The organism is Bartonella sp. MM73XJBT.G, from assembly GCF_028618435.1.
Classification (GTDB): domain Bacteria; phylum Pseudomonadota; class Alphaproteobacteria; order Rhizobiales; family Rhizobiaceae; genus Bartonella.
Window position 1 is genome coordinate 185438 of record NZ_JAQISW010000001.1, and the last position, 19657, is coordinate 205094.

Annotated in this window: 18 protein-coding genes; 11 read left to right on the forward strand and 7 right to left on the reverse strand. The window is 36.2% G+C overall.

What is annotated here, in order from left to right:
• Positions 1-3 precede the first annotated feature (3 nt).
• A complete protein-coding gene (locus PVV59_RS00690; protein WP_273753958.1) occupies positions 4-828 on the reverse strand; it encodes a pyruvate, water dikinase regulatory protein in 825 nt (274 codons plus the stop codon).
• A gap of 555 nt (positions 829-1383) precedes the next feature.
• Between PVV59_RS00690 and rho the strand changes: the two genes are divergently transcribed.
• The 6 genes from rho (at position 1384) to PVV59_RS00720 (ending at position 8374) form a co-directional block, all read left to right on the forward strand.
• Entirely contained in the window at positions 1384-2649 is a 1266-nt protein-coding gene (rho, locus tag PVV59_RS00695; protein ID WP_012232634.1) for a transcription termination factor Rho, read from the forward strand.
• Positions 2650-2682: 33 nt separating this feature from the next.
• Complete coding sequence (gene mnmE, locus PVV59_RS00700) at positions 2683-3990, forward strand: tRNA uridine-5-carboxymethylaminomethyl(34) synthesis GTPase MnmE (protein ID WP_273753959.1); 1308 nt, start codon at positions 2683-2685, stop codon at positions 3988-3990.
• 111 nt (positions 3991-4101) lie between these two features.
• Entirely contained in the window at positions 4102-5970 is a 1869-nt protein-coding gene (gene mnmG, locus PVV59_RS00705) for a tRNA uridine-5-carboxymethylaminomethyl(34) synthesis enzyme MnmG (RefSeq protein ID WP_273753960.1), read from the forward strand.
• On the forward strand, positions 5970-6617 hold the full coding sequence (rsmG, locus tag PVV59_RS00710; RefSeq protein WP_273753961.1) for a 16S rRNA (guanine(527)-N(7))-methyltransferase RsmG: 648 nt from the start codon (positions 5970-5972) through the stop codon (positions 6615-6617). The genes mnmG and rsmG overlap by 1 nt, the downstream gene beginning before the upstream one ends.
• A 6-nt stretch (positions 6618-6623) precedes the next feature.
• Positions 6624-7421, forward strand: a complete 798-nt coding sequence (locus PVV59_RS00715) for a ParA family protein (RefSeq protein WP_273753962.1) — start codon at positions 6624-6626, stop codon at positions 7419-7421.
• 47 nt (positions 7422-7468) lie between these two features.
• Positions 7469-8374, forward strand: a complete 906-nt coding sequence (locus PVV59_RS00720; RefSeq protein WP_273753963.1) for a ParB/RepB/Spo0J family partition protein — start codon at positions 7469-7471, stop codon at positions 8372-8374.
• A gap of 109 nt (positions 8375-8483) precedes the next feature.
• On the opposite strand, the gene PVV59_RS00725 is transcribed toward PVV59_RS00720, so the two are convergent.
• The 6 genes from PVV59_RS00725 to dapF all read right to left on the reverse strand — a co-directional run bounded on the left by PVV59_RS00725 (position 8484) and on the right by dapF (position 14081).
• Positions 8484-8681 (reverse strand): hypothetical protein, encoded by a 198-nt coding sequence (locus PVV59_RS00725; protein ID WP_273753964.1) that lies wholly within the window; start codon positions 8679-8681, stop codon positions 8484-8486.
• A 552-nt stretch (positions 8682-9233) separates the two neighbouring features.
• A complete protein-coding gene (gene gloB / locus PVV59_RS00730) occupies positions 9234-9995 on the reverse strand; it encodes a hydroxyacylglutathione hydrolase (RefSeq protein WP_273753965.1) in 762 nt (253 codons plus the stop codon).
• A 69-nt stretch (positions 9996-10064) separates the two neighbouring features.
• Positions 10065-10751: a septation protein A gene (locus PVV59_RS00735; protein WP_273753966.1), complete on the reverse strand. Its 687-nt coding sequence runs from the start codon at positions 10749-10751 to the stop codon at positions 10065-10067.
• Positions 10748-11932, reverse strand: a complete 1185-nt coding sequence (ftsY, locus tag PVV59_RS00740) for a signal recognition particle-docking protein FtsY (RefSeq protein WP_273753967.1) — start codon at positions 11930-11932, stop codon at positions 10748-10750. The genes PVV59_RS00735 and ftsY overlap by 4 nt, the downstream gene beginning before the upstream one ends.
• A gap of 14 nt (positions 11933-11946) precedes the next feature.
• Positions 11947-13230 carry a tRNA (N(6)-L-threonylcarbamoyladenosine(37)-C(2))-methylthiotransferase MtaB gene (gene mtaB, locus PVV59_RS00745; RefSeq protein WP_273753968.1) on the reverse strand — a complete coding sequence of 428 codons (1284 nt, stop codon included), beginning with the start codon at positions 13228-13230 and terminating at the stop codon, positions 11947-11949.
• Positions 13230-14081 carry a diaminopimelate epimerase gene (dapF, locus tag PVV59_RS00750; protein WP_273753969.1) on the reverse strand — a complete coding sequence of 284 codons (852 nt, stop codon included), beginning with the start codon at positions 14079-14081 and terminating at the stop codon, positions 13230-13232. Before dapF ends, mtaB begins: the two co-directional genes overlap by 1 nt.
• A gap of 221 nt (positions 14082-14302) precedes the next feature.
• On the opposite strand from dapF, the gene PVV59_RS00755 reads away from it, so the two are divergent.
• From PVV59_RS00755 to sucD, 5 genes are all read left to right on the forward strand, one after another.
• Positions 14303-14836 (forward strand): AprI/Inh family metalloprotease inhibitor, encoded by a 534-nt coding sequence (locus PVV59_RS00755; RefSeq protein ID WP_273753970.1) that lies wholly within the window; start codon positions 14303-14305, stop codon positions 14834-14836.
• Between the two features lie 98 nt (positions 14837-14934).
• Positions 14935-16134 carry a cell division protein ZapE gene (gene zapE, locus PVV59_RS00760; RefSeq protein WP_273753971.1) on the forward strand — a complete coding sequence of 400 codons (1200 nt, stop codon included), beginning with the start codon at positions 14935-14937 and terminating at the stop codon, positions 16132-16134.
• A gap of 287 nt (positions 16135-16421) precedes the next feature.
• Positions 16422-17384 (forward strand): malate dehydrogenase, encoded by a 963-nt coding sequence (gene mdh, locus PVV59_RS00765; protein WP_273753973.1) that lies wholly within the window; start codon positions 16422-16424, stop codon positions 17382-17384.
• Positions 17385-17473: 89 nt separating this feature from the next.
• The gene (sucC, locus tag PVV59_RS00770; protein WP_273753974.1) at positions 17474-18670 is read left to right on the forward strand and encodes an ADP-forming succinate--CoA ligase subunit beta; all 1197 of its coding nucleotides are present in this window, start codon (positions 17474-17476) and stop codon (positions 18668-18670) included.
• Positions 18671-18673: 3 nt separating this feature from the next.
• Positions 18674-19576, forward strand: a complete 903-nt coding sequence (gene sucD, locus PVV59_RS00775; protein ID WP_273753976.1) for a succinate--CoA ligase subunit alpha — start codon at positions 18674-18676, stop codon at positions 19574-19576.
• The last annotated feature ends 81 nt before the right edge of the window (positions 19577-19657 follow it).

A 19657-nucleotide genomic window follows, 5' to 3' on the forward strand; every position in this document is an offset into this window, starting at 1 on the left:
CTCTCACTTTCCTTCACGAAATCGTGATAAAAGTTCAAATATTGCCGCTGCAGTTTCTTCAATAGAGCGCCTTGTGACATCAATAATAGGCCAATTAAAACGTTCGCAAATGCGTTTTGCATAGATTAATTCTTCAGCTATGTTGATACGATTTGTATAATTATCAAGAGCAAAACCTTCTCCCAAATCACGATTTTGGCGAATATGTGAGATTCTTTCAGCTGAAGCAATTAAACCAATAATTAAAGAATTTTTTGCCTCTAAAAGGGATTCTGGCAAATCAATATTAGGAATAAGAGGAACATTTGCCGTTTTAATTCCACGATTTGCTAAGTAGATACTTGTTGGTGTTTTAGATGTCCTTGAAATTCCTACAAGAATTACATCCGCTTCAGATAAGCTACTGAAAGATTGTCCGTCATCATGCTCTATTGTAAAATCCAATGCCTCAATACGGCGAAAATAATCTGCATTAAGATCATGTTGTGCACTCGCACGTAAGTGGGTTGGCATCCCAAGGTAAGATTGAAAAGCATTTAAAACAGGATGTAATATATCAATATAAGGAACTTTTATTTTTTCGCATCTTTTTTGAAGAAGAAGTTTAAGTTTTTCATCAATTATTGTGTAAAGAACAATACCAGGCTCTTGTTGTATTTCATCAAGAGCTTTTTGTAACTGTATTTTATTACGAATCATAGGATAGATATGCTCTGTTGCCTGACTCGTTGTATACTGCGATGCTACAGCTCTTCCAACAGAAATTAATGTTTCCCCGGTTGCATCAGAAAGCATGTGTAAATGAAAGAATTTTTTTTCTTTTGTCACAAAAATTTTAACTCCTTGTTAAGACATGTGCATATATCCTTAGCCTTTTTTATAAAACTAAAATTTAGAAAAAATCTTCCATTATTATACACAGATAAATCCCTTGTGATAATCTAAAACCTCTTTTAAGAGAAAAGAGGGGATAACACCTTTAAGAGAGTGTTATTTTTATCTTTTTTTTCTTCTCTTTTGTGGATAAAATTGAGGATAAATAAAGTGTAAATAATAATTCACACTAAACACAGTTTTAAATAAAAAGAATCCTTTTTATAATATAAATTTATTAATAAAAAATTCTGTAAAAAATACTCTTGAATGGTACTTAATGAATGCTATAAGTTAAAATCATATTTTTTATAGGATAATTAGAGATTATATCGAATTTTGTATTTTTATATAATATTCTTAATATTACACGAATAAATTTCATATAAATGGTACTTGCAGATTAAAGAAATTGAGTGTAAAATGTTTTTTTCTTGAGAATATTTCGTTCTATAAAATCTCCATAAATTGTTCAAGGTAATTCTCTCCTTAATTTAAAGAGCATATTTCATGCAAAAAATGAAACTACAAGAACTTAAAAGTAAAAATCCTGTTGAACTTGTTTCTTTTGCTGAAACATTAGAAGTTGAAAATGCTTCCCTGATGCGTAAACAAGAATTAATGTTCGCTATCTTGAAAAAACTAGCTCTACAAGATGTAGAAATTATAGGAGAAGGTGTTGTTGAAGTTTTGCAAGATGGATTTGGATTTTTGCGGTCTGCTGATGCTAATTATCTTCCTGGACCTGATGATATTTATCTTTCACCTGCGCAAATTCAGTCATTTTCTTTAAAAACTGGCGATACCATTGAAGGTCCTATACGGAGTCCAAAAGAAGGGGAACGTTATTTTGCTCTTCTTAAAATTAATACCATTAATTTTGAAAAACCTGAAAAAATTCGTTATAAAATTCACTTTGATAATCTTACACCTCTTTATTCAAATGAGCGTTTCCAAATGGAAATACAAGACCCTACAGAAAAGGATATGTCATCGCGTGTGATTGATTTGATATCTCCATTGGGAAAAGGACAAAGAGGATTAATTGTTGCACCACCTCGTACGGGAAAAACAGTTCTCCTTCAAAATATTGCTCATTCTATTACGACTAATCATCCTGAATGTTATCTTATCGTCCTTTTAATTGATGAACGGCCAGAAGAAGTTACCGATATGCAGCGTTCTGTAAAAGGAGAAGTTGTTTCTTCTACTTTTGATGAACCAGCAATACGTCATGTACAGGTTGCTGAAATGGTTATAGAAAAAGCCAAACGCCTCGTTGAATATGGTCGTGATGTTGTTATTCTTCTTGATTCTATTACACGTTTGGGGCGTGCCTATAATACGGTTGTTCCTTCCTCTGGTAAGGTTTTAACAGGTGGTGTGGATGCAAATGCTCTACAGCGTCCTAAACGTTTTTTTGGTGCAGCGCGCAATATTGAAGAAGGTGGGTCTTTAACTATTATTGCTACAGCTTTGATTGATACCGGTAGTCGTATGGATGAGGTTATTTTCGAAGAATTTAAAGGAACAGGTAATTCGGAAATCGTTCTTGATCGTAAAGTTGCTGATAAGCGTATTTTTCCTGCTATGGATATTTTGAAGTCAGGAACACGTAAGGAAGAGCTTTTAGTAGCACGGCAAGATTTACATAAAATTTTCGTACTTCGTCGTATTTTAGCACCTATGAATGTAACGGATGCAATTGAATTTTTAATTGATAAATTAAAACAAACGAAAAACAATAGTGAATTCTTTGATTCAATGAATACATAAAAAAAATTAATTTTTTTGGTTAGGATACATCCTGTGGATACAATCTTTGCCGTTTCGAGTGGATTGTTACCTTCAGGGGTTGCGGTCATTCGAGTTTCTGGTCCTCATGTTATAAATGTTGTTAAAACGCTTTGTGGCTGTTTGCCTAAGCCGCGTTTTATGCATTATGGAAACCTTACCGCTCGTGATGGTAGCTTTTTGGATGCTGCTTTGACTGTTTTTTTTCCTGCTCCTCATAGTTTTACAGGAGAAGATTGTGCAGAGTTTCATTTGCATGGAGGAAAAGCGGTTGTAAATCGTTTTATTGATGAATTGTCTACATTTTCTGGATGCCGTATGGCTGAAGCAGGTGAGTTTTCTCGTCGTGCTTTTATGGAAGGAAAATTAGATCTTGTTCAAGCAGAAGGTCTTGCTGATTTAATAGAAGCAGAAACGGAAAGTCAGCGGCGTTTGGCAGTTATGGGTGCTAGTGGGCATTTAACAGAACTTTATCGCGATTGGCGGTATAAACTTATGAAAGCACGTGCTTTTATTGAAGCAGAACTTGACTTTTCTGATGAAGCTGATGTTTCAAATTCGCTCTCTGATAAAGTTTGGAAAGATGTGGAAGATCTTTGTAGTTCTCTTCAAAAACATATTGATGAGGGAGAACGTGCAAGTATCTTACGTGATGGGTTAAAAATTGTTATTGCTGGTGCTCCAAATTCTGGAAAATCAAGTATCATGAATCGTTTGGCTGGAAGATCTGTTGCTATTGTGACAGATGAGGCAGGAACAACGCGTGATGCTTTAGAGATGAGACTTGTTTTTGGTGGTTTACCAGTTTTTTTGACAGATACTGCTGGTTTTAGAGAAACAGAAAACAAAATTGAGCAATTAGGAATAGAAGTTGCAAGGCAGCATGTTAGAGAAGCTGATTTGGTTATTTTTGTTTATGATATGACAAAGCCAAAGGAAATTGAACTACCAGAAACTTTAGCTGAAATATGGTATGTTGGTAATAAACTTGATCTTTGTGAAAAAAGTGAATTTGATTTTTTTATACAGTTTTCTGCATCAACAGGTTTGAATTTTAACTATTTTATTAAGGAACTTGAGACATTTTGTTCACGTCGTGCTGCTGAAATTGGAAATCTTGTTCCAGCGCGTAAAAGACAACTTCAGCTCTTAAAAGAAGCTGTTAAAGAAATTGAGGTTTCTATAAATTATCCATCTCTTGATCTCAGTTTACGTGCAGAACATCTTCGTCGTGCTAGTGATTTTCTTGGAAAAATTACGGGTGATATAGATGTTGAGGATTTACTTGATATTATTTTTTCGGAATTTTGTATTGGTAAATAATGATTCACGTGAAACATTGATTATTTCATAGACAGATTCAAAAGATTATGTATTTTATAAATTCTGTTTCACGTGAAACTTGAAAATAGATTCTCTATAGGATAAATTCTAATGCACTCGTATGATGTTATCATTGTTGGTGGTGGCCATGCTGGCTGTGAAGCAGCTTGTGCTTCGGCACGTGCTGGGGCAAAAACGGCTCTTGTTACACATAAAATAGCAACATTGGGAACAATGTCGTGTAATCCTGCTATCGGTGGGCTTGGAAAAGGGCATTTGGTTCGTGAAATAGACGCTTTGGATGGTCTTATGGGACGTGCAGCAGATGCTGCTGGAATTCAATTTAGACTTCTTAATAGACGAAAGGGTCCAGCGGTAAGAGGACCGCGTACCCAAGCTGATCGACAACTCTATAAAGAAGAAATTCAAAAACTTTTGAAAGAACAGGATAATCTTGTTCTCATTGAAGATGAGGCTATTGATTTAATTGTTAAAAATAAAAGTGTTTCAGGTGTTGTTTTAAAAAAACAAGGGACTTTTTTTTCTGGTGCTGTTGTTTTAACAACAGGAACATTTTTAAATGGTCTTATTCATATTGGTGATAAAACATGGACAGCTGGACGTATGGGGGATCAGTCAAGTGTTCAACTTGCTGAACGCTTGAAAAGTTATGGTATAAAGCTTGGGAGATTAAAAACAGGAACGCCTGCGCGTCTTAGTAAAAAGACAATCCTTTGGGAATCTCTTGCAAAACAGCAAGCAGATGAAGATCCAGTTCCTTTTTCTCTTTTAACAGAGAAAATTGAACAACCACAAATTGAATGTGCAATAACACGTACAAATGCGCAAACACATCAAATTATTCGTGAAAATATTCATCGTTCTGCTTTGTATTCTGGAAATATTGAAGGATTAGGTCCGCGTTATTGTCCTTCTATTGAAGATAAAATTATTAAATTTGGTGAACGTGATGGACATCAGATCTTTCTGGAACCAGAGGGATTAAATGATGATACTATTTATCCAAATGGGCTTTCTACTTCTCTTCCTGAGGATGTACAAATTTCTTTATTGAGAACTATTGAAGGGTTGGAAAATGTGAAAATTTTACAATCTGGTTATGCTATTGAATATGATTTTGTTAATCCACAGCAGTTGACAAGAAATTTAGAATTACGCTGTTTGCCAGGACTCTTTTTAGCGGGGCAAATTAATGGTACAACAGGGTATGAGGAAGCAGCAGCACAGGGGCTTTTGGCAGGGTTAAATGCGGCACGTAAGGTGGGTGGTTTAGATGAAATACTTATAAGTCGTTCTACAGCTTATATTGGTGTTATGGTAGATGACTTAATTTCACGTGGAGTGTGTGAACCTTATAGAATGTTTACATCACGTGCTGAGTTTCGTTTATCTTTACGATCTGATAATGCTGATACACGTTTGACACCTTTGGCACAAGAATGGGGAATTGTCAGTAAAATACGTTGGAATTGTTATCAGAAAAAACAACAACGTCTTGATCAAGCACGATCAATATGCCAAAATCTCTTTTTAACACCGAATGAAGCTTCCGCTTATGGATTACATGTAAATCATGATGGAATTCGGCGTTCGGCTTATGATTTTCTTGCTTATCCTCATATGACTTTAGAGCGTCTTTCACATTTTTGGCCACAATTACAGTCAATTGATTCTAAAACTGTTGAAGCTTTAGAAATTGAAGCACAATATGCGGTTTATTTAGAAAAACAAGCACAAGATATAGCGTCTCTTCAACGTGATGAGCGTTTAGAAATTCCCTCTTCGCTTGATATTCAATCAATTTCTGGTCTTTCAAATGAGCTTAAAACGAAAATTCAAGAAATTTCACCGCGTTCAATTGCTGATGCACAAAAAATTGATGGTATGACACCCGCAGCATTATCGCTTATTGTTACATATATTCAACGTCAACGACGTGAAAAGGCTAAAATAGCTTAATGAATCTTTCTGTAGAAAAAAAATATCAACTACTCTCAGATATCATTCCTTCTGTTTCACGTGAAACGATGGAAAAATTAATACAATTTGAGACTTTAATAATGCAGTGGAATAAGCATATTAATTTAATATCTTCTTCAACAATACCTCTGCTGTGGACACGTCATATTTTGGATTCAGCACAAATCTATCCTTTATATAGTGATTTACTACATTGGTGTGATCTTGGATCAGGTGGTGGTTTTCCTGCAATTGTTATTGCTCTCTTTATGAAAGAAAAAAAAGGCGGACATATTGATCTTATTGAAAGCAATGGAAAAAAAGTCGCTTTTTTACGTACAGTCATTGCTGAGTTTGATCTTCCAGCGACAGTTTATCACCACAGAATTGAGGATGTATACAAAAAAATAGCAAAACCAGAGGTTATAACAGCACGGGGATTAGCTTCACTTGATGAACTTTTAAGGCTTATTTTTCCTTTATTCACACAAAAAACAATCGCTGTTTTGCAAAAAGGACGGGATTACTCTACAGAAATAAAAAAAGCCTCTGCCAATTGGCAATTTGATCTGCTAAAACATAAAAGCAAAATTGATGAAAATTCTGTTATTTTGGAAATTTCTCATCTTCGATCATGTAGAGGGTAAAGCAAAATGAGCGAAACACGAATTATCGCTATTGCAAACCAAAAAGGTGGGGTCGGAAAAACAACCACAGCAATTAATCTTGCAACAGCTTTAGCAGCCATTGGGGAAAATGTTCTTATTATGGATGTTGATCCACAAGGAAATGCGAGTACAGGATTGGGAATAGATCGTAATAACCGTCCTTTATCTTCTTATGATGTTTTGGTTTCAGGGGTTTCAGTAACAAAAGCTGCTTTAAAAACAGCGGTACCTAATCTCTATATTGTTCCTTCTACACTTGATTTGTTAGGTGTTGAAATGGAAATTTCTTCATCAAAAGATCGTATTCAACGGTTACGTAAAGCTCTCTACGATGATCCAAAAATGGAGAAAAAATTCAGTTATATTTTGATTGATTGTCCCCCATCTCTTAATCTTCTGACATTGAATGCTATGGGAGCTGCAGATTCTGTTTTGGTGCCTATGCAATGTGAATTTTTAGCACTTGAGGGATTAAGTCAATTGCTTGAAACGGTTAAACAAGTACGATCCGTACTCAATCCATCTCTGGAAATTCAAGGCATTGTTCTTACCATGTATGATGGACGGAATAATCTTTCAAATCAAGTTGTTGAAGATGTACGTTCTTTTATGGGAGATAAAGTTTATCGTACCGTTATTCCAAGAAATGTGCGGGTATCAGAAGCACCTTCTTTTGGTAAACCCGTATTGCTTTATGATCTCAAATGTGCAGGAAGTCAGGCTTATTTGCGTCTAGCATCAGAGGTCATACAACGTGAAAAACAAGCACATGCTGTTGCTTAGAAATGTGAAAAAATAATTTTTGTAAAGAAAACTCAAAGAGTGAAATTATGAATGATGATCAATCAAAAAAAAGACTGGGACGTGGATTAGCAGCATTGATTGGTGATATGAGTTTAAATAACAGTCTTACACGTTCACCTAATGCTGAAAAATTAACAGAGTTTGGTTCAGTTTCTCCACATTCTGAGCGGTTTGTTTCACTTGAAGCTATTTCGTGTAATCCACATAATCCACGGCGCCATTTTACTGAATCAGAACTTGATAATTTAGCGCAATCAATTCGTCAGCATGGTGTTGTTCAACCTGTTATTGTAAGGCCTTCACGCGAAAATCCTCAGCGATTTGAATTAATTGCTGGTGAACGGCGATGGCGTGCTGCACAGCGTGCTCATTTAAGTCAATTGCCAGTAATTATTCGCGATGTGGATGATAAAACGGCTTTAGAATTGGCAATTATTGAAAATGTTCAGCGTGCCGATCTTAATCCTATTGAAGAAGCAATGGGGTATGAACTTTTGCTGAATGAACATGGTTATACGCAAGTAGATTTGGCGCAGGTCATTGGAAAAAGTCGAAGTCATGTTGCAAATACGCTTCGTTTGTTAAAATTGCCAGAAAAAGTACAACAATTTTTAACTGATGGCCAACTCTCTGCTGGTCATGCGCGTTGTCTTATAACCGTCGATAATCCGCAAAATTTAGCTGAAAAAATTATTCGTGAAGGTCTTTCTGTGCGTCAAACTGAAGTACTTGCCTATGAACAGGCTAACCCGAAGGTCAAAAAACGAACCTCTGTAGAAAAAGATGCGGAAACTAAATCTTTAGAAAAGTTGCTTGCAGATGTCATTGGAATGAAAGTTATTATTAGGCATGGGAAAAAAGGTGGTGATTTAAAAATACACTACTCTTCGTTAGAACAATTAGATGATATCTGTCGGCGTTTGCAAAGCTAATCAATTATTCAAAATAAAAAAGTTTTTTAGCAAATTCAATATTGCTTAAAGGCATAATGTTTTGTTTATGAGGGGAGTTTTCTTCGTTTGTAAGGATATTTAGGTTGCCTTAAAGTGTTAAGTGACCAACAACAAAATCTTTGAGTGTGAGACTATTTTTTCTTAAAAAATTTACAAGTTTTGGTTTACGAGAAATATAAGCGATATATCCTTCAATACACTCATTATTAGTGGTTGGATCATTTTCGATCTTAGCTGTTTCTGGTTCTGGAGGTAAATCTTCACATTCTTTTCCTATTTTTTCCAAATTCAGCTAAGACTTCTTTATTTGTGTTTTTGCAGAGATAGTGAAAATAAAAGTAATTATTAGGAATGCTAAAGACACAGTGACTTTTAATTATACTATTCTTTATTAGAATAATAATGGGATGATATTTTTTTATATTTCAGAATTGATAAATTCATCTAAAAAGAGCTCTTCATAGCTCCTTAGAAAAGTGGTTATCTTAAATGTTTTTTACAAATTTAAGATTGTTTAGAGATAGAATATTTTTACTGAGGTAAAAACTCTTTTTCAGATGTAAATGCAAGGAGCATCTATACTTTTGTAAGTGTTAAGGTATAAGCAGTAAAATCTTTAGATCTTAGGTCATTTTTTCTATTGATTATTTTTGAATTTGGAGAGAAATTTTATATTCTTTTTCCATTTTTCTGGCTTTAAAATAAAATACTCTGTTAAGGGATCATTTGCAAAGAGAGGAGATGGAGGAAAGTGATTATCTGTTTTTTATTTAGTGTATTTTAGTATATGATATGAAAGAAAAAAGGAACAGAAAACATAATGTAAAACTAAATATGATTAAAAATTATCCTTTTTTTTCCGAATTTCAGCAAAAACTTCTTCATCTGTTGCATCTTCCATGGCAAGATTTTTTCTGATTGTATGATTATCCCAACGAAGAAAGGGATTTGTTGCTTTTTCTTGACCTAAAGTAACAGGAAGAGTCATGGCGTTTTTTTTGCGCAATAAAAAAACTTCTTCTGCTCTTTGTTGAAGTTTTTGATTATGTGGATCAAGCATCAATGCGAAAAGAGCATTGTTTTTGGTATATTCATGGCCACAATAAAGAAGTGTTTCATCGGGAAGTTGACGAAGTTTTTTTAAAGAATCCAGCATTTGTGCTGGGGTTCCTTCAAAAAGACGTCCGCAGCCAAGTGAAAAGAGCGTATCTCCAGCAAAGAGGAGTTTTTTTTCAGGAAAATAATAAGATAAGGCGCCTAGTGTATGACCAGGTGTTGAAAGCGCTAAAATTGTTTGATTGCCAAAGAAAAAGCTTTCGTCAGGCTGAAGTGTTTTATCAAGGTGACAAATTTTTTCTTTTTCTGCCTCTGGTCCGATAACAATAGTCTTATAGACTTGTTTTAACTCAGCTAGTGCTTCCACATGGTCGTGATGATGGTGTGTTATAAAAATAGTCTGAAGTGTCCAATTACGACGTTTTAAAGCATTATGGATAGCTTTACTTTCAGGAGCATCAATAGCGGCTGTATAGCCGCTTTTGTCATCGTGAATAAGTACACCTAAGTTGTCTTCTCGACAGATAAACTGTTCAATTAACATATCTTTTCTCCATGAACAGTGTAAAGTGATAAATCTAAAACATGATTTATAATGATGGATGCATTTTGTTTAAGAATCAGATTTGTCCTTTTCTGGAAAAAGTCCCTGTGAATGTTTTAAGATAAGAGGCATTTGGGTAAGCATGAAAATAACTGTTATAGGCATCACACCAAATACCTTAAAACTCGTCCAAAAATTATCGCTAAAATTGCGCCAAATTATTTCATTCAAAAGAGCAAGAAAAACGAAAAAAAATGCCCAACGATAGGTCAGTTTGTGCCATCCTAAATTATCGAGTGTTAAAGTAGAATCAAGCGCATAACGCAACAATGGTTTTTTAAAAAACATCCCACCAAAAAGAATAACAGCAAATAAACTATTAATGATTGTTGGCTTCATTTTTATGAAAGTTTCATTATGAAGCCAGAGCGTTAAAAAGCCAAAAACGAGAACAAATATTCCCGAAATAAGAGGCATAATAGGAATTTGTCTTGCAAGGATCCATGATAAGCTTAGAGAAATAATAATAGCTACCATAAAAATAGCTGTTGCTGGGAAAATGGGTTTGCTAAAATTTTGAAAAAATTCAATGTTTCTTATTAACCATTCTCCCTTGTAATTGGCAAAAAAGAAGGCGACCAATGGTCCCATTTCTAAGAGAAATTTAAATGTTGGTGTGAGATGCGTTTTTTTATTGTTGTTCATATTTTTCTCAGAATTATTGTGTGAATTAGGGTTCGTTAAAGGTTGTTTCATACATGTTTTCCTACAATAGTTTCGGCAAAGTCAGAAGCAGAAAAAGGTTGAAGGTCTTCAATATTCTCTCCTACACCGATAAAATAAATGGGTAATTTATATTTTGCTGCGATCGCGACAAGAATTCCCCCGCGTGCAGTCCCATCTAGTTTTGTCATAACTAAACCATTTACACCGGCAATATCGCAGAAAATACCTACTTGGCTAAGTGCATTTTGCCCGGTGGTTGCATCAAGCGTTTGAAGGATTGTATGCGGCGCTTGGGGGGAGTGTTTTCTTAAAACACGAATAATTTTTGCCAGCTCATCCATCAATTCAGTTTTATTTTGTAAACGTCCTGCTGTATCAATAATTAATACATCACTGTTTTCTGTTTTTGCTTTCTCAAAAGCATCAAACGCTAAACTAGCCGCGTCTGCTCCTAGTTTGGTGGAAATAACAGGAGAACCTGTGCGTTCACCCCAAATATGTAATTGCTCAATCGCTGCGGCTCGAAAAGTATCACCAGCAGCAAGCATAACTTTTAGTCCTCCCTCCGTTAATTTGGCTGCAAGTTTTCCAATAGTTGTCGTTTTTCCAGTACCATTTACACCGACCAGCAAAATAACATGAGGCTTATGATTGAGATCAAGCTCTAATGGTCTTGCTACAGGTTTCAAGACTTTTTTGATTTCATTAGCAACAATCATATGAATATCATCTGGGGAGAGATCTTTTTCATAACGACTGGAAGCTAAAGTATTTGTGATGTGTGTTGCTGTTTCTACACCAAGATCAGCTTGAATAAGAATATCTTCGAGCTCTTGCAATGTCTCTTCATCAAGTTTTCTTTTAACAAAGAGGTCGCTAATTGATCCACTTAGGTGTTGTGAAGAAAGGGCTAAACCTTTTTTAAGGCGTCCAAACCACGCTGTCTTTTTTTGTTCAACAGCGGATGCAGGTAAAGTTTCTTCGCTCTTTTTTTCACGAACGGTATTTGTAACAATAACTTTGCCATGAGAGGGAATTTTTCTAGTATCGTCTTCAACAGATGGAGTTTTCTCATCATATTTTGCAGATGTTGTCTTTTGACTTTCTATTTGTTCTGTTTTTTCTTTTTCTTTATCATCTTCATAAGAAGGTGAAACCCGTTCTTCAGATTTTTTAAAAGAAAATATTTTTTTTATAAAAGATTTCGTCATAAGAGTTTTCCTGTTCAAGCAGCATTTAATTTTGGAAGGACAGCAATCAATTTATTGCTATCATGGTCAATGATAAGAGCTTGAACAATTGTTCCTGCTTTTGCACCTTTAATTTGTGTCAGAGTATAATCTTCTGTTCGTCCAATTTCATCTTTTTCAACGAGAATTGTTTGCTGGCTATTTTGTAAGCGAGCAAGATGTTTTTGGTAAGCCTCTTCACCTACTTTACGCAATTTTTCAGCGCGCACTTTAACTATTCTACGGTTGACTTGTGGCATTCTTGCGGCTGGTGTTCCTTCTCTTGGACTAAAGGGGAAAATATGAAGATGGGTTAAATTACAATCTTTGATTAAAGCAAGACTGTTTTGAAACATCTCTTCTGTTTCCGTAGGAAAACCAGCTATTAAGTCGGCACCATAAACCATTGTAGGGCGTTTGGAACGCAATTCTTGGCAAAATTGAATAGCATGTTCACGCAAATGACGACGTTTCATCCGTTTTAAAATCATATTATCACCTGCTTGCAAGGATAAATGCAAATGGGGCATGATCCTTTTCTCATAGGCTAAAAGATTGATAAGTTCTTCGTCTGCTTCAATAGAATCAATAGATGAGAGGCGTAATCGGGCCAAATCGGGGATATGATGTAAAATGGCTGATGTTAATTTTCCTAGAGTTGCTTTTCCAGGAAGATCATGACCATAACTTGTAAGGTCAACACCTGTAAGGACCACTTCTTGAATTCCCTCGCCTGTCAGCTTTTTAATTTGTTCAATGACAGCTCCCATGGGAACTGAACGTGATGGTCCGCGTCCATAAGGGATAATGCAAAATGTACAGCGATGATCGCATCCATTTTGTACTTGTACAAAAGCGCGGGTGCGTTCTTGCATTGCACTGACCATATGGGGAGCAATTTTTTGCACTTCCATGATGTCATTGATACGCACCTTTTCGGAATGGTTTATGCCAAAATCAGGAAGTTGACGATAAGAATGGGCGTGAAGTTTATCTTCGTTCCCTAAAACGAGATCGACTTCTGTCATGGAGGCAAAATTTTGTCCTTCTGTTTGAGCTGCACATCCTGTGACAATAATGCGGGCATGAGGATTTTTCCTTCTCGCTTTGCGGATAGCTTGTTTTGCTTGTCGCACAGCTTCAGCTGTGACAGCACAGGTATTAAAAATAATAGCACCATCTTTGAGCTGATCTAGACCTGAAGAAGCACTTTCTTTACGAATAATTTCCGATTCGTAGCTATTGAGTCGACAACCGAAAGTTACAATTTCTATCGTCATCAAAAGTGATCCTTTTTGTAGCACCCTGTTAAAGGGTTTAAAAAACCACTAAATTGATATTTTATGGGTCCTGTCATAATAATGTGATTATCTTCTCGGTAAAAAATATTAAGTGTTCCCCTTGGTAAGTTTACATCAATATGGCGCTGTGCCAGACCACGTCGGTAAGCGGCCACTGCACTGGCACATGCAGCACTCCCACATGCTTGTGTTAGGCCTGCTCCTCGCTCCCATGTACGTAAATTTAGACTTTTCTTTGACGTTATGCAAGCAATGGAAATATTGCACCGTTCTGGAAAAAGGGAATCATGTTCAAGTATTGGTCCGTATTTTTCTAATGGAATATGTTGAAGATCACTTTCAACAAAAAAGATAGCGTGGAGATTGCCAATAGAGACAAGACAAGCATCTTTTAGGGGACCAGCTGTAATTTCTACATGATTGGTATCAACTATTTCACGTGAAACAGGCATCTCTTTTGCATTGAAATTTGGGCATCCCATATCAACAGAAATGAGATTATCTGTTTGGTATTTTCCTTCGATTACTCCAGCGGGGGTTTCTAAACGAAAATTTTCACCAAAATTGTGATTTTTAAGCCATGCAATGACGCAGCGGGTACCATTGCCACAAGCTTTAGCCTTTGAACCATCAGCATTCCATATTTCGATGCGGAAGTCGGCTTCGTTTTGGGTTGGTGTGTGGATAGCCATGATTTGATCAAAATGCATTTCAGGATCTGCTGATAAAGCAAGAATTGCTTGTAGTGTAAGAGCCTGTGTGTTTTCGCGCATATCGGCAACAATAATTTGATTTCCAAGACCATCCATTTTGCTAAATGGCGTTTTCATGAAACTTCTCTATTCCAAAGATTACTTATCAAAGGATATATGACTAAAAATCTTATAAATTTCTAGTGTTAATAAATATAAACCCAGGTACATAAATTATTTCGTTTAAAATAAGGAATTTTAATCCTGTTTTTTTAATTTGTTAATTTATCTTTGTAATTATAAAAATATTCACTTAATTTTTTGTGAGTTTATTTATTGTCATGGGAGAGAGTACAGATATGTCGTTTTCAAAAATTTCGTTTTTCGTTGCAATGTCAACTGTAATGCTTTTAGGGGGATGTTCAACAACGCGGTTTGACAGTAATGATAATAGTAACGCATTAGAAGTTTTTTATCCATCTCAACCAATGACAACCTTGGAAGTATCTGCTTCTTCGTTGGAATCTGAAGCTGCAAATGCTTCGATGTATGAGAAAGGAGATTCTCAGAGCGATGGACGAATGGCTAGTCTCGAATTACCAAGTAATGCTACTGATTTGTTTCCTGCAAGTATTGCTGGGGTATGGAATCTTTCTATTGGGGGTAAAGTTTGTCGGATTGCAACGCCACAAACAAAGTTTGGACAAGGGTACAGAGCTGGTCCTTTACACTGCTCAGGAATTATTTCCCAGGTGAGGTCGTGGGCTGTTAAAGGAAAAAGATTATATTTTTATAATAGTTCTGGACGTGTTATCGTTGCTCTTTATTCTTCAAATGTTGATCATTTTGAGGGACGTACACTTGATGATCATCCCGTTGTTTTAAGCCGTTAGATCATTTTTGACCGTTTATAAAAAAATAAGCTATATGAGCGGGTTTGTGAAAAGAATTTGTATTCTTTATTGAAAACGGTTGGAAAAAGGTTGTTTGGATGGTTCTGGTTTCAACGCGCTATAAGGAGTTGGTTTCTAAAGGAAAAGTTAGTTTTGATCCAGCTCAATTGGCTGTAACAGAGCACTTTGATCATTTATTAAAGAAAATTTTGGAACAAAATACTTCTCGTTCTTGGTCTTGTATGTTTTGGTCTTTTTTAAAAAGAATATTTAAAAGGAAAAGACAAAATTTTGCTCGTGTTACAAAACAAGAGGATGAAAGTAGCTTTTTTCAGGGGTTATATATTTATGGTGAAGTAGGACGAGGAAAAACCATGCTGATGGATTTGTTTTTTTCTTGTTTGCCTAAGAGTAATAAAAAACGCGCTCATTTTAATGATTTTATGGCTGATGTGCATGAACGTATTAATTTTTATCGTCAAGCATCGGGGCATGCAAAGTCTAAACAAGATAATCCTATTTTAGCTGTTGCTGAAGATCTTTCACGAGAAGCAAAGGTGCTTTGTTTTGATGAATTTAGTGTAACAGATATTGCTGATGCTATGGTGTTGGGGCGGCTTGTTTCTGCTTTGTTTGATAAAAAAATTTTCTTTATTGCGACTTCAAATGTGGCGCCGAATAACCTCTATTATAACGGTTTAAATCGTGAACTTTTTTTGCCTTTTATTGAAGTTTTGAAAACATATGTTCGTGTTGTTAATCTTGACGCAAAAACAGATTATCGTCTTGAAAAATCGAATCTACAGCCTGTGTATGTAACGCCATTAGGGAAAAAAGCAGATGAATGTATGGACCAAGCATGGGCACTTGTGTTGCAAGGAGATAAAGAAAGATCTGATGAGCTTTCTATAAGAGGGCGCCTTATTCCTATTCCACGTTTTGCTGCGGGTTGTGCACGCTTTGATTATCGAGACTTGTGTGTAAAGCCTTTGGCTGCATCTGAGTATTTGGTGTTAGGGGAGCAATATCATACGATTTTTATCGATAATGTACCGATTATGGATGACACATGTCGCAATGAAGCAAAACGGTTTATTTTGCTTATTGATATTCTTTATGAACGTCACATCCGATTATTTATGTCGGCAGCAGCAAGGGTGGAGGATTTGTATAAGGGTTATGCTCAGACTGCGGAAACATTTGAATTTCAAAGAACACAGTCACGTCTTTTTGAAATGCAAAGTTACGATTATTTGAAGCTTTGGAAAGAACATTTTCTTTTGAAGAAGAAGCTTTGATTATACTTTTACCTTTACGTAAACTGTAAAAACAATAACTCTTTGAAATTAAAGAAATGTAATAATTCTGTTGTATTTTTTTAAAATTCACTTTATCGATACATCATGATAATTTTCTAATAGTTGTTTCTGCGGAGGGTTGTTGTTTCTGTAAGAGGAGAAATTTGTAAAATTCATTTCTTTACTGCTTTTTATGATATTGTTTAAATGTGGTTTAAGTCAAAAATTTTCAGTATATGAGCGCTGATGAATGTGCGCTGAATTATCTAAAAGTTAGGAAAAATAAAATGGCACGAAAAAAGATAGCTCTTATTGGTTCAGGTATGATCGGGGGTACTTTAGCACATATTATTGGGTTTAAGGAGCTTGGTGATGTGGTCTTATTTGATATTGCAGAAGGTACACCACAGGGTAAAGCTCTTGATATTGCTGAATCTTCTCCCGTTGATGGTTTTGATATCAATTTAAAAGGTGCAAATGCTTATGAAGCAATTGAAGGATCTGATGTTGTTATTGTAACAGCAGGGGTTGCACGCAAACCTGGTATGAGCCGTGACGATCTTTTAGGTATTAATTTAAAAGTCATGGAACAAGTTGGTGCTGGGATTAAAAAATATGCGCCTTCAGCTTTTGTTATTTGTATTACTAATCCCCTTGACGCAATGGTATGGGCATTACAGAAATTTTCAGGTCTTCCCGTCCATAAAGTAGTTGGTATGGCTGGTATTCTGGATTCAGCGCGTTTTCGTTATTTTTTATCTGAAGAATTTAAAGTCTCTGTTAAAGATGTAACAGCGTTTGTTTTAGGTGGACATGGTGATTCAATGGTACCTTTGGTGCGTTATTCCACAGTTGGTGGTATTTCTTTGCCTGATCTTGTTAAAATGGGTTGGACAACACAGGAAAAGATAGATCAAATTATTCAACGTACCCGTGATGGTGGTGCAGAAGTTATTAGTTTGTTAAAAACAGGTTCTGCTTATTATGCTCCAGCTGCTTCTGCTGTTTCCATGGCTGAAGCCTATTTGAAAGACACTAAGCGTGTTGTGCCTGTTGCAGCCTATCTTTCAGGGGAATATGGAGTTAATGATACCTATGTTGGTGTTCCCGTTGTACTTGGTGCAGGTGGTGTTGAAAGGGTTATTGAAATTGAGCTTGATAAAGAGGAAAGAGAGGCTTTTGATTATTCCGTAAATGCGGTTAAAAAGCTTTGTGAAGCTTGTATTGCTCTTGTGCCTAGTCTCAAGTAAAAAAACAAGTTTTCTTTCATTAAAATAAAGTATTGATAATATTAGAATTTTAGGATTAATAATAATCTATAAAAGAAAAGGATAAATGCATGAATATCCATGAGTATCAGGCCAAACGTCTTCTTCATGAATATGGAGCACCCATTGCAAATGGTGTTGCTATTTATTCTGTAGAACAAGCTGAAAAATGGGCAAAGAAACTGCCTGGACCTCTCTATGTAGTTAAAAGTCAGATACACGCTGGTGGTCGTGGTAAGGGTAAGTTTAAAGAACTTGGTCTTGATGCAAAGGGGGGTGTTCGGCTTGCACAATCTGTTGAAGAAGTCGTTGCAAATGTTCAAGAAATGTTGGGCAAAACTTTAGTAACCAAACAAACTGGTCCAGAAGGTAAACAAGTCAATCGTCTTTATATTGAAGATGGTGCTGATATTGAACGCGAGCTTTATCTTTCTCTTTTGGTTGATCGGAGTGTTGGTCGGATCGCTTTTGTTGTTTCAACAGAAGGTGGAATGGATATTGAAACGGTTGCTGAAGAGACACCAGAAAAAATCTTTACTCTGCCCATTGAGGTGGTCGAGGGTGTTACCTCAGCTGATTGTGGAAGACTTTGTGATGCATTGGGATTGCAAGGGTGTGCACGAGAAGATGGTGAAAAGCTTTTTCCAATTCTCTATAAGGCATTTTGTGAAAAAGATATGAGTCTTTTAGAAATTAATCCACTTATTGTGATGAAAGATGGTCACTTGCGCGTTCTGGATGCAAAAGTTTCTTTTGATAATAATGCGTTGTTTCGTCATCCAGATATTTTAGAATTACGCGATCTTTCAGAAGAAGATCCAAAAGAAATCGAAGCCTCAAAGCATGATCTTGCTTATGTTGCTCTTGAAGGCACAATTGGTTGTATGGTCAATGGTGCGGGGCTTGCGATGGCAACCATGGATATCATTAAGCTTTATGGAGCTGAACCGGCAAATTTTTTGGATGTTGGTGGTGGCGCATCAAAAGAAAAGGTGACAGCTGCTTTTAAAATTATTACAGCTGATCCAAATGTTAAAGGCATTTTGGTTAACATTTTTGGTGGTATTATGCGTTGTGATGTTATTGCTGAAGGTGTGGTTGCTGCTGTGCGTGAAGTTGGTTTAAAGGTTCCCTTAGTTGTTCGTCTTGAAGGAACGAATGTTGAGCAGGGTAAAGCAATTATCAAGGACAGTGGTTTGAATGTTATTCCCGCTGATGATTTAGATGATGCTGCTAAAAAAATTGTTGTAGCCGTGAAGGGAGCTTAAGTTATGTCGATTCTTGTGAATAAAGAGACGAAAATTCTCGTTCAAGGGCTTACAGGAAAAACAGGAACATTTCATACAGAACAGGCTCTTGCTTATCATGGCACGCAAATGGTTGGTGGTGTTAATCCTAAAAAGGGGGGTGAGACATGGGGGGGGTCAAAAGGTGAAACTCTTCCTATCTTTGCTAGTGTTTCAGAAGCAAAAGAAAAAACAGGTGCTGATGCTTCCGTTATTTATGTTCCTCCTTCAGGGGCTGCGGCAGCTATTATAGAAGCAATTGAGGCTGAAGTTCGTTTAATTATCTGTATTACGGAAGGCATTCCCGTTATGGATATGGTCAAGGTAAAGGCGCGATTAGAAAATTCAAAATCTCGTCTTATTGGTCCTAATTGTCCTGGTATTCTCACACCAAACGAATGTAAAATTGGTATTATGCCTGGTTCTATTTTTAGAAAAGGTTCTGTTGGTGTTGTTTCAAGGTCTGGAACTTTAACTTATGAGGCTGTTTTTCAAACGAGTCAGGAAGGTCTTGGACAAACAACCGCTATAGGGATTGGGGGTGATCCTGTTAAGGGAACTGAATTTGTTGATGTGTTGGAAATGTTTTTAGCAGATGATGAAACTCAATCTATTGTTATGATTGGTGAAATTGGTGGTTCTGCTGAAGAAGAAGCAGCACAGTTCCTCCAAGATGAAGCGAGAAAAGGTCGTAAAAAGCCAGTTGTTGGTTTTATTGCTGGTCGTACGGCTCCTCCAGGACGTACAATGGGGCATGCTGGTGCTGTTATTTCTGGTGGTAAAGGTGGGGCAGAAGATAAAATTGCAGCAATGGAATCAGCAGGGATTCGTGTGTCTCCTTCACCATCACAGATAGGTAAGACTTTGATGTCAGTTTTGAAAGGCTAAAAGAAAACTTCACCTGAATTAGGAGTATTTTCTTAAATTCAGGTGAAAAAGCTTGAGTATAAAAAGCAAAAATTTTTTGAA

Coding starts and splice junctions, on each gene's coding strand:
- zapE (WP_273753971.1), top strand. CDS start 14,935: ATGGTTCTGGTTTCAACGCGCTATAAGGAGTTGGTTTCTAAAGGAAAA.
- sucC (WP_273753974.1), top strand. CDS start 17,474: ATGAATATCCATGAGTATCAGGCCAAACGTCTTCTTCATGAATATGGA.
- sucD (WP_273753976.1), top strand. CDS start 18,674: ATGTCGATTCTTGTGAATAAAGAGACGAAAATTCTCGTTCAAGGGCTT.
- ftsY (WP_273753967.1), bottom strand. CDS start 11,932: ATGACGAAATCTTTTATAAAAAAAATATTTTCTTTTAAAAAATCTGAA.
- mtaB (WP_273753968.1), bottom strand. CDS start 13,230: ATGACGATAGAAATTGTAACTTTCGGTTGTCGACTCAATAGCTACGAA.
- rho (WP_012232634.1), top strand. CDS start 1,384: ATGCAAAAAATGAAACTACAAGAACTTAAAAGTAAAAATCCTGTTGAA.
- dapF (WP_273753969.1), bottom strand. CDS start 14,081: ATGAAAACGCCATTTAGCAAAATGGATGGTCTTGGAAATCAAATTATT.
- mnmG (WP_273753960.1), top strand. CDS start 4,102: ATGCACTCGTATGATGTTATCATTGTTGGTGGTGGCCATGCTGGCTGT.
- mdh (WP_273753973.1), top strand. CDS start 16,422: ATGGCACGAAAAAAGATAGCTCTTATTGGTTCAGGTATGATCGGGGGT.
- PVV59_RS00735 (WP_273753966.1), bottom strand. CDS start 10,751: ATGAAACAACCTTTAACGAACCCTAATTCACACAATAATTCTGAGAAA.
- rsmG (WP_273753961.1), top strand. CDS start 5,970: ATGAATCTTTCTGTAGAAAAAAAATATCAACTACTCTCAGATATCATT.
- gloB (WP_273753965.1), bottom strand. CDS start 9,995: ATGTTAATTGAACAGTTTATCTGTCGAGAAGACAACTTAGGTGTACTT.
- PVV59_RS00715 (WP_273753962.1), top strand. CDS start 6,624: ATGAGCGAAACACGAATTATCGCTATTGCAAACCAAAAAGGTGGGGTC.
- PVV59_RS00720 (WP_273753963.1), top strand. CDS start 7,469: ATGAATGATGATCAATCAAAAAAAAGACTGGGACGTGGATTAGCAGCA.
- PVV59_RS00755 (WP_273753970.1), top strand. CDS start 14,303: ATGTCGTTTTCAAAAATTTCGTTTTTCGTTGCAATGTCAACTGTAATG.